The 11,621-nt window shown below is 56.8% G+C and carries 13 protein-coding genes and 1 pseudogene; 11 read left to right on the forward strand and 3 right to left on the reverse strand.

Annotated features, from left to right (window positions below):
* Positions 1–24 precede the first annotated feature (24 nt).
* The 3 genes and pseudogenes from OYW20_RS00985 to OYW20_RS00995 form a co-directional block, all read left to right on the forward strand.
* Positions 25–258 carry a hypothetical protein gene (locus OYW20_RS00985; RefSeq protein WP_268798883.1) on the forward strand — a complete coding sequence of 78 codons (234 nt, stop codon included), beginning with the start codon at positions 25–27 and terminating at the stop codon, positions 256–258.
* Positions 259–289: 31 nt separating this feature from the next.
* Positions 290–595 carry a hypothetical protein gene (locus OYW20_RS00990; protein WP_268798884.1) on the forward strand — a complete coding sequence of 102 codons (306 nt, stop codon included), beginning with the start codon at positions 290–292 and terminating at the stop codon, positions 593–595.
* Positions 596–613: 18 nt separating this feature from the next.
* A pseudogene (locus OYW20_RS00995) lies at positions 614–855 on the forward strand (HigA family addiction module antitoxin); the annotation flags it as partial.
* A 19-nt stretch (positions 856–874) separates the two neighbouring features.
* On the opposite strand, the gene OYW20_RS01000 reads toward OYW20_RS00995, so the two are convergent.
* Positions 875–1,159 carry an accessory factor UbiK family protein gene (locus OYW20_RS01000; protein WP_268798885.1) on the reverse strand — a complete coding sequence of 95 codons (285 nt, stop codon included), beginning with the start codon at positions 1,157–1,159 and terminating at the stop codon, positions 875–877.
* Between the two features lie 421 nt (positions 1,160–1,580).
* Between OYW20_RS01000 and glnK the strand changes: the two genes are divergently transcribed.
* From glnK to OYW20_RS01025, 5 genes are all read left to right on the forward strand, one after another.
* Entirely contained in the window at positions 1,581–1,919 is a 339-nt protein-coding gene (glnK, locus tag OYW20_RS01005) for a P-II family nitrogen regulator (RefSeq protein WP_002555808.1), read from the forward strand.
* Between the two features lie 33 nt (positions 1,920–1,952).
* A complete protein-coding gene (locus OYW20_RS01010) occupies positions 1,953–3,290 on the forward strand; it encodes an ammonium transporter (RefSeq protein WP_268798886.1) in 1,338 nt (445 codons plus the stop codon).
* 241 nt (positions 3,291–3,531) lie between these two features.
* Positions 3,532–3,957 (forward strand): secondary thiamine-phosphate synthase enzyme YjbQ, encoded by a 426-nt coding sequence (locus OYW20_RS01015; protein ID WP_268798887.1) that lies wholly within the window; start codon positions 3,532–3,534, stop codon positions 3,955–3,957.
* A gap of 99 nt (positions 3,958–4,056) precedes the next feature.
* A complete protein-coding gene (gene sutA / locus OYW20_RS01020) occupies positions 4,057–4,386 on the forward strand; it encodes a transcriptional regulator SutA (protein ID WP_268798888.1) in 330 nt (109 codons plus the stop codon).
* 331 nt (positions 4,387–4,717) lie between these two features.
* The gene (locus OYW20_RS01025) at positions 4,718–5,791 is read left to right on the forward strand and encodes a TniQ family protein (protein ID WP_268798889.1); all 1,074 of its coding nucleotides are present in this window, start codon (positions 4,718–4,720) and stop codon (positions 5,789–5,791) included.
* A 98-nt stretch (positions 5,792–5,889) separates the two neighbouring features.
* Here OYW20_RS01025 and OYW20_RS01030 read toward each other — a convergent pair whose 3' ends face one another.
* On the reverse strand, positions 5,890–6,255 hold the full coding sequence (locus OYW20_RS01030; protein WP_268798890.1) for an XRE family transcriptional regulator: 366 nt from the start codon (positions 6,253–6,255) through the stop codon (positions 5,890–5,892).
* A gap of 343 nt (positions 6,256–6,598) precedes the next feature.
* A complete protein-coding gene (locus tag OYW20_RS01035) occupies positions 6,599–7,207 on the reverse strand; it encodes a TetR/AcrR family transcriptional regulator (protein ID WP_268798891.1) in 609 nt (202 codons plus the stop codon).
* Between the two features lie 159 nt (positions 7,208–7,366).
* On the opposite strand from OYW20_RS01035, the gene OYW20_RS01040 reads away from it, so the two are divergent.
* Genes OYW20_RS01040 through gcvPB form a run of 3 tightly spaced genes read left to right on the forward strand, consistent with a single transcriptional unit; the run spans position 7,367 to position 11,524 of the window.
* Positions 7,367–8,533, forward strand: coding sequence for an ATP-NAD kinase family protein (locus tag OYW20_RS01040; RefSeq protein ID WP_268798892.1), 1,167 nt, complete (start codon positions 7,367–7,369; stop codon positions 8,531–8,533).
* Between the two features lie 34 nt (positions 8,534–8,567).
* The gene (gene gcvPA / locus OYW20_RS01045; RefSeq protein ID WP_268798893.1) at positions 8,568–9,971 is read left to right on the forward strand and encodes an aminomethyl-transferring glycine dehydrogenase subunit GcvPA; all 1,404 of its coding nucleotides are present in this window, start codon (positions 8,568–8,570) and stop codon (positions 9,969–9,971) included.
* Positions 9,968–11,524 (forward strand): aminomethyl-transferring glycine dehydrogenase subunit GcvPB, encoded by a 1,557-nt coding sequence (gene gcvPB, locus OYW20_RS01050; protein WP_268798894.1) that lies wholly within the window; start codon positions 9,968–9,970, stop codon positions 11,522–11,524. Before gcvPA ends, gcvPB begins: the two co-directional genes overlap by 4 nt.
* Positions 11,525–11,621: the final 97 nt, after the last annotated feature.

The following is an 11,621-nucleotide window of genomic DNA, read 5'->3' on the forward strand; positions in this document are numbered from 1 at the left end:
CAGTGAGCTAAGGAGATTTTCAGGATGTGCTTCGGCGATGCGGTGAGGCACATACACATCGTCGCACCTGATGCGGTTCTGCAGCAGAGGTGCACCAGCCGCACCGAGACCTTCGTTGAAGAATACCAGGCGTGCGTGGTTCACCCCAACGAGCAGAGTGCGCGGTCGCTTGCTGCTTATGCGGACAGCACTTTTGATACTGAGTCATACACCTCGCTTGAAATTGCGCGTCAGATCATGGGCCTCTGGGAGAAGTAGTGCATGGACACACGTCAGATCGTGGTGATAAGTGGCAAAACATGCAGTGGCAAGTGAGCTGACCAGCTTATTGGAACACCAGTTTGGCTTCGTCGTGGTTCGAGACCGCCGACATGTGGAGGACGCCAAGTGGTCTCTGAGCATGGATCAGCCGGCACTCATTGATCGGCGCAGAGAGCTGGACACCCCCGATCTTAGTCAATGGATGCTCTATGCAACGCAGGCGATCTGCAAATATCAGAATGACGATCGCCCTTTGGTAATAGATCACTTGGATTCTTTGGAGCAATTGCTGCACTTTAGACAGGTCTTTAGGGCCAATCTTGTGTATGTCTAAAGAGATAGCGCGCGGTGCGCTGCGGCACTCGCTCGAGCTTTGAGCGTTTCCACTCCTACGATAAATGACATTGTGCTTCAGAGACGAGGTATGAGCGCTGACGTGGCGTTGCGTCTCGCGGCGTGTTTTGAAACAACCCCGGCGTTCTGGCTGAACCTGCAACTGACCTACGACCTACGACCTACGACCTGCGTAAAACGGAAACAGAACGTGGGTCAGCCATAAAAGCGCAGGTTCAACGCCTCTCGCACTGCGCCTGAGCACCTCGGGATTCAACGCTTAATCCTGCTGCTCAGCCCCTGCCGCTTTCGGCTGCTTCGCCAACTGCGCTTCCATCTCTGCCATCTTCGCTTCCAGTGCCTCAAGGCGTGCGCGGGTGCGGGCAAGGACGATCATCTGGCTGTCGAATTCTTCCCGGCTGACCAGATCCAGTTTGCTGAAACCGCTTTGCAGGAGGGCTTTGAACTGGGTCTCGATTTCGTTGCGCTGTACCGGGGTTTCGCCGTTGAGCAAACGTGAAGCGTGGCCGCTGACGGCATCGAGAAAATCTTTGGGCGCGAGCATGAGGGGCTTCCCTGAAATCAGATGCGCGGCAGTGTATCACGCAGCGTCTATAGTCTTTTGAGGGGCAAACGGTTGCACGGTTATCGCGCATTCGCTCGTGCGCGCATGCACTGTTGTTGTGCGCGCATCCTTGGTGATGGGGTTATGTCCTGCACCTTCAGGCAAAGAAGTCCTGTAATCAATGGGATTTGCTGAAATGGCAAGCTTTCTGCTTAGAGGCATATGACCCATGCACTGAAGCAGTCGCTGTGACCAATCCAGTGCGACAGGCGGAGCGGGGAAGTGTTTCGTCAGAAGCGGTTTGCTGGCGTTGATCTGGTCTGTTTAAGGCTATCGACGCGTTACAAAGCCAGACACTGCGCTTAGACTTGAGTCGGGTTTGTTTTCCTGGGGCAAGTCCACCAATTCGGGAGAAAGTTTCATGAAGCTAGTCACTGCCATCATCAAGCCGTTCAAGTTGGATGACGTACGCGAGTCGTTGTCCGAGATCGGCGTGCAGGGCATCACAGTAACTGAAGTCAAAGGCTTCGGACGTCAGAAAGGCCACACCGAGCTGTATCGCGGTGCGGAGTATGTAGTCGACTTCCTTCCCAAGGTGAAGATCGATGTTGCGATCGATGACAAGGATCTGGACCGCGTTATCGAGGCGATAACCAAGGCAGCCAACACCGGCAAGATCGGCGACGGCAAGATCTTCGTGGTCAATCTGGAACAGGCAATTCGCATCCGTACCGGCGAAACCGATACCGACGCAATCTAAGCGGCCAACCCCAACGCCCCAGGAGAAAACAATATGACTCTGCGTCAATTCGCAGGGCTAGGAGCCCTGTTGTCCCTCGTCACCCCTGGCCTGGCCATGGCGGCGGAAGAGGTGGCAGCCCCAGTCCTCAACTCAGGCGACACCGCCTGGATGCTCACCTCCACCGCTTTGGTGCTGTTCATGACCATTCCGGGCCTGGCACTGTTCTACGGCGGCATGGTCCGCTCCAAAAATATTCTTTCTGTGATGATGCAGTGCTTCGCCATCACCGGCCTGATCAGCATCCTGTGGGTCGTTTACGGCTACAGCATTGCGTTTGACACCACCGGTATGGAAGCAGGCGTCGTCAACTTCAACTCTTTCTTCGGCGGCATGGGCAAAGCATTCCTGGCGGGCATCACGCCGGCCAGCATCACGGGCCCGGCTGCATTGTTCCCGGAAGCCGTGTTCGTCACGTTCCAGATGACCTTCGCGATCATCACCCCGGCGCTGATCGTCGGCGCGTTCGCAGAGCGCATGAAGTTCTCCGCGATGCTGATCTTCATGGCCATCTGGTTCACCTTGGTTTATGCGCCAATCGCGCACATGGTCTGGAGCGGCGTCGGTGGTCTGTTGTGGGACTGGGGCGTACTCGACTTCGCGGGCGGCACCGTTGTTCACATCAACGCGGGTATTGCTGGTCTGGTGGCCTGTCTGGTGCTGGGCAAACGTAAAGGTTTCCCGACCACCCCAATGGCACCGCACAATCTGGGCTACACCCTGATCGGCGCGGCAATGCTCTGGGTCGGCTGGTTCGGCTTCAACGCAGGTTCTGCTGCTGCTGCCAACGGCACCGCCGGTATGGCCATGCTTGTAACGCAGATTGCTACCGCTGCTGCTGCGCTGGGCTGGATGTTCGCTGAATGGCTGACTCACGGTAAGCCAAGCGCACTGGGTATCGCATCGGGCGTGGTTGCAGGTCTGGTGGCTATCACTCCAGCGGCTGGTACGGTCGGCCCAATGGGCGGCCTGATCATCGGTCTGGCTGCAGGTGTTGTGTGCTTCTTCTGCGCCACAACCCTCAAACGTAAAATGGGCTACGACGACTCCCTGGACGCATTCGGCGTTCACGGTATCGGCGGTATCCTTGGCGCGATCCTGACCGGCGTATTCGCAGCCCCTTCGCTGGGCGGCTTCGGCACCGTGACTGACATCGCTGCACAAGTCTGGATCCAGTGCAAAGGCGTAGGCTTTACGGTCATCTACACCGGCATCGTGACCTTCATCATCCTCAAGGTATTGGACGCGGTCATGGGCCTGCGTGTAACCGAAGAGGAAGAAGCAGTCGGCCTCGATCTTGCGCAACACAACGAACGTGGCTACAACTTGTAACCGCGCTTGAAAAAATGCCCGGGCGACCGGGCATTTTTTTGTCTGGCGTTTGTCGATACGCTGTCTGCACACGCCATTGCCAGCTCGTTGTTGCACCAATAAGCCGTTATAGGAAGTGGGTGTGACTCTTATCGCGAACGGATACCAGCGTTGGCAACACGCTTACAAACAACGTCGTTAATTACGCGCTTTGTTTTTTTTTCCAGCGCGTTAGAATGCGCGCCGAAGGGCGGAGAACTGTATGTGGCAGCAGACCAGAATCACCCTGCGGGCAAGGCCTCGCGGATTTCATCTGGTGACCGACGAGATCATCGCAGGTCTCCCCGAGCTGCGTGAATGTCGAGTCGGACTGTTGCATTTGTGGCTGCAGCATACCTCGGCGTCGTTGACCATCAACGAAAACGCCGACCCGGCAGTGCGACGTGATTTCGAGCGTTTTTTCAATCGTCTGGTGCCTCAGGGCGTGGACGCATATGAACATGACGACGAAGGTCCCGACGATCTGCCTGCGCACTTCAAGGCCAGTTTGCTAGGCTGCCAACTTGTTCTGCCGGTGACGGCCGGAAGGCTGGCGCTAGGAACCTGGCAAGGTGTTTATCTAGGCGAACATCGCGATGCTGGCGGTGCGCGCAACGTCCTTGCCACCCTCCAGGGTGAATGGGCATGACCGCCGGTTAACGGCGGACGTTGAATTTTTCCACCTGTCTTAGAAAGTAAGCGCAGCTGGGCTATAACTAATCTGCTTTCGCAAGTCATGAGGTAGAACATGAGCGACGACGACAACGATAACGAAGGTCTGGAAGACGAACTGGAAGGTGAAGACGGTGAGGAGCTTGCCGCTGCTCCCGAAGAGGATGGCTCGGAAGCTGATGATGGTGCCGAAGTCTCCTCTACACCTGCCAAAGGCAAGGCCAAGGCTGCTGTCTCGGTTGATGAGTTGCCTAGCGTAGAGGCCAAAAACAAAGAGCGTGACGCTCTGGCCCGCGCGATGGAAGAGTTCCTCGCCCGTGGTGGCAAGGTGCAGGAAGTTGAGGCCAACGTGGTCGCTGACCCGCCCAAGAAGCCTGACAACAAGTACGGTAGCCGCCCTATCTAAGGGGTGTCAGATACCTTGCTGAGAAGAAGCCCGCTGTCGCTGCGGGCTTTTTTTTGCCTCAAGTTTGATGCCCTTTTGGGAGCGCGTTTGTCCGCGATTGAGATGTTTCACCGGTTGTTGCGGTGACTGACGAAATGCAATCGCGGGCAAGCGCGCTCCTACAGTTGATCCTACGAAATAAAGTCTGTCGGAACTAAATAAAGTCTGTCGCTAGCTCCTGTGCCCCACGGGTTCGGTAGCTAGCGACGCTTTCCTCCGCTCCTCCCTACTCTGGGCGAAGCTCAACGTTTGAAAGCCCAAAATGATCCTAGCGATTCAGCCAGAGGAGACTATGCGTTCCTTTGTGGAAAGAACTCTTTTTATTAAAGGAAAACATTCTTCCACGGAAGTGTTTCGGAAGTTTCCAAAAAGCCCCTCACGGGGAGATGTTTCGAAAATTGCCGAAGCACTGGGATGGTTTGGCTGTTACGGCTTAAACAAGATGCTGCATAGGCATACTAACTATCCTTTCACGGCAATTTTTAAAAATATCCAAAATATCTCTTACTCTGGGAACGAATATATAAGTTTTTCAAGTTGCTATGATTCAAATAGAAGGCCATCAGGTTTTTGCCCGGTTTGTGTTGCAGAAGATATTGAACGCTTAGGATTTTCTTTCTGGCGGCGTGCTCACTGTTTTAAACTGAAAGTCTGTTCGGAGCACAATGTAGAGTTAGTCAAATGTTGCCCGGCTTGTGACAAGCAGTTTTCCCATGGAGGTCATGATCTGGGGGTGATGTGGAAGGCCTGTGGGGGACGACATCTAAAGGACAGCCCTGTGACGTTGAACACAGATCCTTTTGAGTTGAAAAAAGCTCAGATCTTTACAGACCTTCTTTCATTCACCCATCACCTTTCGGAGGAGGCGGTTCTCGCCGTCTTATATGAAAAAATCCATCAAGACGAAGTCTTCGAGCAAAGAGTCTGTGATTCTGAATCCGACAGGCATGTGGGAGATAAAATTGAAAGGCGGCTGGGCATTGTCAAGAAAGCGAGGTCTATAAACAGGCTCCCACCTGATGAACCAACGGAGTTTATTATTCAAGCTTTAGTCGAAACCTATGAAAGTTTTGCTGACTTCGTCCGTGATGTGAAAGCTTACGGGGACGAAATGCGGCCGGTCGAGTCTCTTTGGTCGACTTATATTGCAGGCCATCAAGAGTCAACACATTTCGTTGAAGAGAACTATAAACTCGGTTTGGGGGAGTGGAGTTGCCCTTTCCCAGCTAAAGAAGTTTGGGGGATGTGGGATTGGCGGCCGGTGTATTATCCCTGCTGTAATTTTGAGCGACCAAAGCGAAAAGGTCCTCAACCTCAGCCTCAGCGCGTTAAGAATGCACCGCCAGGTATCGACAGGCGGCAATAGGTTCACGAGATCAACCACGTTGATCTTGGCAAGATGCGCGACCCAGTAAGCTATCCACCATCAACAAAAAAGTCGGAGATGGACTGCTGGCTTTGTCATCACCAATCGCGGTTTTTGTGCTTGCTGGAGTGAACAACCTCCGCCCTGGCTTCGTCGGAGGTAACACGAGAGCCGGAGGCGCGCTGTCGCTTTTTACCTTCCATGCGCATGATTTGTAGCGGACTGGGCCGCACCTCCTCCAACAACGAACTCAGGCGCTCCAACTCGCCGAGGGCGCGCAAAACGGCGATCAGATTGATCAAGGTGCCTTTGCCTTGATTGAGCATCAGGTGAAGAGTCTGCCGGCTGATCGCCGCGTTCTCCGCTACCGTCTCAAGGCTGATGTTCCTCTTCAACCGCAGCGTTTGAAGGTGTGCCCCTACTGTGGCGGCGAGCACTTGATCCGATAGAATGTTGAGTCGCATAGCATCTATTTTCCTAGACATTAACTGGCAAAAAAGCACTTTACGTCAGGAATTCTAGACGGAATAGGAAAAGAGCATTTATCTCCTTGCCGCCTCTATTGAATCCCCAGATCAAGGCGACATGAATGAACTGCATTGCGATGATCATCGGCTAGGCCATGCAAGGCTTTACATCGAAAGTGAATGACGGCTTCTGTCTGGTTTCCGCCTGTCACAAAGGTTCGCTATCGATCCAGAGTGAGTAACGAAGCTCTCGGGCGTTTGTGAATATTTCGCCCAGTTTTGCAAAGGCTTCGTCAGCGGCAGCGTTTTGCGCAGAAACGGCGTCCGCCGAACTGCCAGATTACTTCTGATGCGCCGTTTTATTTTCCAGCAGCAATCCGCAAGCCAATGCCAGGAAGCTTTCGGCTACATGTTCGGAAGCCTTTTGCGGATCCTCGGCATTGGCAATCCACAAGGACGCGCCGAGCAGCGCGCCCATGATCAGGCGTGCGGTCGCTTCGGTGTTGACCGCTCGGATCGTGCCTTCATCGATCAGCTTTTGGACGCTGCGCTGAGTGCTGCGGATACAGGCATTCTGGCTTGGCCATTGCGATGGATCGCCCAAGACCGACGGGCCGTCGAGGAACACAATTCGCTGGATTTCAGGTTCAAGAGACATCTTGATGTAAGCGATGGATTCATCGATAAAGCCGTCCCATGTGGTGTTGGCCTTCGCAATGATGACCGACAGTCGCGCCACCATTTCTTCATCAATCTGGGCGATGACGGCCTGTAGCAAGCCTTTCTTGTCACCAAAGTGATGGTAAAGCGCGCCACGGGTCAGCCCGGCTTTAGCGGTCAAATCATCCATCGAACTGTCCGCATAGCCCTTCGCAGCGAATGCGTCCCGCGCCGCCTTGATCAGCTTGCCGCGGGTCTCGGTAATCATGTCCGCACGCTTCTGCGCCATCAGTCCTCTTCCTTATCAAAAATAACATTCATTGCGTATGTGAGTTGACATACGCTGTGCATGTCGTATTGTGACTGACATACGCGGCGTATGCAATGTGTCTTGGCAGTGTACTGCTCAGGCGCTGAAACGCCTTCATTCAGCACAGGATACTGATCAATGCGTGGGCAGCGCGACTCCGATATTTCACGCCTCAGCACCAACCAGCGCAAAACCATCGGACTGATTGTCAACCCAGTCGCCGGCATGGGCGGGCGTGTGGGCTTGAAGGGCACCGATGGTCCTGAGGTTCTGCAGGAAGCGATACGCCGTGGCGCGCGGCCGGTCTCAAGCGAACGGGCTGCTCTCGCGCTCAAGCGTCTGGCGACCTCGGCCACACCATTTCTATTGATCACCGGCGCTGGGGCGCTGGGCGAAGACATCGCCCGCGCCGCCGGTCTTGAACCTGTCGTCGTCTACCGCCCCTCACCAGGATCGAGCCGGCCCGAAGACACTCGCAAGGCTGCGCTCGTCATGGCAGACGCCGCCGTCGATCTGTTGCTGTTCGCCGGGGGCGATGGGACTGCGCGTGATGTGCTGGAAATGGTCAGCGATCGAGTGCCCATCCTCGGTATCCCGACGGGCGTGAAAATGTATTCCGCCGTCTTCGCCACCAATCCCGAGAACGCAGGGAGCCTCGCGGCACGTGTCATGGCCGGCGAGTCCAAGGTGCGCTTTCGCGAGGCCGAGGTCATGGACATTGATGAGGCCGCCATGCGCACTGATCAGATGTCGGCGCGCCTGTATGGCTACGCGCTCAGTCCGCGCGAGCGTCACCTGGTGCAAAACGCCAAGGCCGGTTCCGTCCTCAATGAAAACCTGGCGCTCGACGCCGTGGCCCGGCAGGTCGTCCGCCAGATGAAAGTCGGCTGCCTTTACCTGCTGGGGCCCGGCACCACGACACGGCGGGTGATGACCGAACTCGGCCTGCCGTCGACGCTGCTTGGCGTCGATGCGGTCATGGACGGCGCGCTGATAGGCGCCGACCTCAACGAGCAAGCGTTGATCAGCCTGATGGAAGGCCATGAGACACGGATCATCGTCGGCGTGCTTGGCGGCCATGGCAGCTTGTTCGGACGCGGCAATCAACAGCTCAGCGCCGAGGTGATCCGCCGCACCGGGCGCGAAAACATCATCGTGATCACCTCGATGGACAAGCTCATCTCCCTCGACGCCGGCTGCCTGCGCGTCGACACCGGCGACGCCGAAATCGACGCCATGCTCAGTGGCCATATACGCGTGCACACAGGACCCGACCGGTCCGTCTTTTTCAGGGTTCGATCCTGATCATTTGTTCCATCCGAAAAACGAGGATAACCCCATGAGTAATCATGTTGCCCACCCCTACATGGCGAACTCCGTTCCCGCCCTCAAGCAGGAGATGCTCGATTCAATCGGCGTCGCCAGCATCGAGGAACTGTTCCAGCAAATTCCCGAAGGCCATCGCCTGCAACGTCCGATCAACCTGCCGCCGGCACTCAACGAGAGCGAGCTGCGTCGGCACCTGGTCAGTACGCTATCGAAGAACAAAACGTGCGAGCAAAATCTCAACTTTCTGGGCGCCGGCTGTTGGCAGCACCACGTTCCGGCGGCGTGCGACGAGGTTGTGCGCCGCAACGAGTGGCTGACGTCGGTGTTCGGCGAGCCAAGCTCCGATCATGGGCGCAACCAGGCCTGGTTTGAGTTCTGCAGTCAGCTCGGCGAGTTGCTGAACATGGACCTGGTGGGCCTGCCGGTGCGCAGTTGGGGCTGCGCCGCGGGCCACGCCATTCGCATGGCCACACGCATCACCGGGCGCAACGAAGTGGCGGTGGTCCGCGCCATCGACCCGGAGCGGCTTTCGATCATTCGCAACTACTGCGAACCGGTCGACATGCCGAGCCACATTGTCGTACGCCTCGTCGACTATGATCCGGCAACCGGCTTGCTCGACCTTGATCACCTTCGCGCCTCGATCGGCGAGCAAACGGCTGCCGTGTATTTCGAAACCCCGTCCTACTTCGGGGTGATCGAACAACAAGGTGCCGAGATTGCGGCGATTGCCCATGCGGTGGGCGCGGAAGTGATCGTCGGCGTCGACCCTATCTCCTTGGGCGTGCTGGCGGCACCGATCGATTTCGGCGCCGACATCGTGGTCGGTACCACGCAGCCGCTCGGCGTACACATGAATTGCGGCGGCGGCGTCAGCGGCTTCATTGCGACCCGCGACGAAGAACTCTACGCCCACCAGTACCCGACGCTGTTCATCAGCATCGGCGAGACCACCAAGCCTGGTGAATATGGTTTTGGCCTGAGCCTGTTCGAGCAATCTTCATACGGCTTGCGTGACAAGGGAAACGATTGGACCGGGCACTCGGTGTACATGTGGGCCATCGCCAATGCCGTGTACATGGCAATGATGGGCCCCCAAGGCTTTGAAGACGTGGGCAATGTCATCCTGCAGCGGGCTCACTATGCCACGAGGCTGCTGGCTGAGATTCCAGGCGTGCGTGTGACGTTTCCAAGCGGTTTCTTCAAGGAATTCGTGGTGAATTTCGACGCGACCGGACTCAGTGTGAAGGACATCAACAAGCGGCTTCTCGCTCTCGGGATCTTCGGCGGCAAAGACTTGACACAGGACTTCCCGGAGCTGGGCGCCAGCGCCCTTTACTGCGTCACCGAGATTCACACCCAGGCAGACCTTGAGCGTCTGACCGCTGCATTCAAAAAGGTAATCGCACAATGAACACAACACTCAAGGAATACCACGCCCCCGTCTGGAGCGAACCGGTCATTCTGGAGATGGGCTATCCTGGCCGTCGCGGCGTGATTTTTTCTGACGTGGAAGCCGAGGTGCAAGCCGCTGTCGGCAGTGCCGACGGCTTGATTCCCGCAAATATGCGCCGCACGCGCAAACCGGCGTTGCCGGAAATGTCCGAGCCCGAGGTGCTTTACCACTACCTGCGTTTGTCGCAACAGACCCTGGGCATGATGAACATCAGCCTGTTCGGCACCTGCACCATGAAGTACAACGCGCAGATCAACGAGGCGATGGCTTGGCGCCCGGAAATCACTCACGTACATCCGTATCAGGACGAAGATACCCTGCAAGGCGCGCTGGAAGTGGTGCATGGAATGGACACGATCCTGCGTGAATTGTCCGGGATGGATCAGTTCATCTTCCAGGCTGGAGGCGGTGCCGACGCGGCTTACACCAACTGCGCCGTGACCCGTGCCTATCACGCGTCCCGTGGCGAACTGGCGCAGCGTGACGAAATCATCACCACGATCCAAACTCACCCGAGCAGTGCGGCGACCGCCGCTGCAGCCGGGTTCAAAGTGATCACGTTGATGATCGAGGATAACGGTTACCCGTCCCTCGAATCCCTCAAAGCCGCCGTGTCTAATCGCACCGCCGCGTTGATGGTGAACAACCCCGATGACATGGGCGTCTACAACCCGGAAATCCGCGAGTGGGTGCAGGTGGTGCACGAGGCGGGTGGTCTGTGCTTCTACGACCACGCCAATTTCAACGGTGCGATGACCAAGATTCGGGCACGCGAACTCGGTTTCGATGCGTGCATGTTCATGTTGCATAAGACGTTTGGCGCACCAAAAAGTGGAGTCGGCGGCCCGGCGGTGGGGGCTTATGGGTGTTCGGCGGAACTCGCGCCGTTCCTGCCTGCACCGGTGGTGGCGTTCGACGGTGAGCGCTACAGCCTGGATTACGATCGTCCGCAGAGCGCCGGCAAGATCCGTGAGTTCTGGGGCAACGTTCCGGTGATTCTGAAGGCCTATGCCTGGTCGCGCGCCATGGGTGCGCAAGGCATGGCCGAAGCGTCCGATATCTCGGTTCTGGCCAACAACTACATGGAAAAAGGTTTACTGGCGATACGCGGCGTCACCCGTTCCCACCCCGAGGCCACCAGCCCGCGGATGGAGATGACGCGCTATAGCCTTGAGCAACTCAAGGAGGACACCGGGGTCGACGTCCACGACGTGCAGAATCGCATGAGCGATTTCGGCATTGATCCGATGTGGAGCAGCCATCACCCGTGGCTGGTGCCGGAGCCTTTCACGCCCGAGGCGGGCGAGATGTATGGCAAGGAGGCGCTGGATACCTGGATCGCCGTGCTCGCGCACATTTCCGACGAGGCCTACTCGAACCCGGAGATCGTCAAGACCTCGCCGCATAACCAAGCGATTCACCGGATGAAAAGCGCGCCACTGGAAGACCCGCAACACTGGGCCATGACCTGGCGCTCATTTTTGCGCAAAAACAGCAAGCAGACTGCCTGAGCCGTTGCAGCGTCCCCGTGGATAAGGCGGGGACGTTATCGAAACCTGATCAGAGCTAACAATCAGCCATCGGAGGTTGCCAGCATCGCTACACGGC

Source organism: Pseudomonas sp. BSw22131, from assembly GCF_026810445.1.
In the GTDB taxonomy this organism is placed as follows: Bacteria; Pseudomonadota; Gammaproteobacteria; order Pseudomonadales; family Pseudomonadaceae; genus Aquipseudomonas; species Aquipseudomonas huanghezhanensis.

Excerpts from the sequence above, each read along its gene's own strand:
- OYW20_RS00985 (WP_268798883.1), top strand. The coding sequence starts at position 25 with ATGTGCTTCGGCGATGCGGTGAGGCACATACACATCGTCGCACCTGAT.
- OYW20_RS01000 (WP_268798885.1), bottom strand. The coding sequence starts at position 1,159 with ATGCTCGCGCCCAAAGATTTTCTCGATGCCGTCAGCGGCCACGCTTCA.
- glnK (WP_002555808.1), top strand. The coding sequence starts at position 1,581 with ATGAAGCTAGTCACTGCCATCATCAAGCCGTTCAAGTTGGATGACGTA.
- OYW20_RS01010 (WP_268798886.1), top strand. The coding sequence starts at position 1,953 with ATGACTCTGCGTCAATTCGCAGGGCTAGGAGCCCTGTTGTCCCTCGTC.
- OYW20_RS01015 (WP_268798887.1), top strand. The coding sequence starts at position 3,532 with ATGTGGCAGCAGACCAGAATCACCCTGCGGGCAAGGCCTCGCGGATTT.
- sutA (WP_268798888.1), top strand. The coding sequence starts at position 4,057 with ATGAGCGACGACGACAACGATAACGAAGGTCTGGAAGACGAACTGGAA.
- OYW20_RS01025 (WP_268798889.1), top strand. The coding sequence starts at position 4,718 with ATGCGTTCCTTTGTGGAAAGAACTCTTTTTATTAAAGGAAAACATTCT.
- OYW20_RS01030 (WP_268798890.1), bottom strand. The coding sequence starts at position 6,255 with ATGCGACTCAACATTCTATCGGATCAAGTGCTCGCCGCCACAGTAGGG.
- OYW20_RS01035 (WP_268798891.1), bottom strand. The coding sequence starts at position 7,207 with ATGGCGCAGAAGCGTGCGGACATGATTACCGAGACCCGCGGCAAGCTG.
- OYW20_RS01040 (WP_268798892.1), top strand. The coding sequence starts at position 7,367 with ATGCGTGGGCAGCGCGACTCCGATATTTCACGCCTCAGCACCAACCAG.
- gcvPA (WP_268798893.1), top strand. The coding sequence starts at position 8,568 with ATGAGTAATCATGTTGCCCACCCCTACATGGCGAACTCCGTTCCCGCC.
- gcvPB (WP_268798894.1), top strand. The coding sequence starts at position 9,968 with ATGAACACAACACTCAAGGAATACCACGCCCCCGTCTGGAGCGAACCG.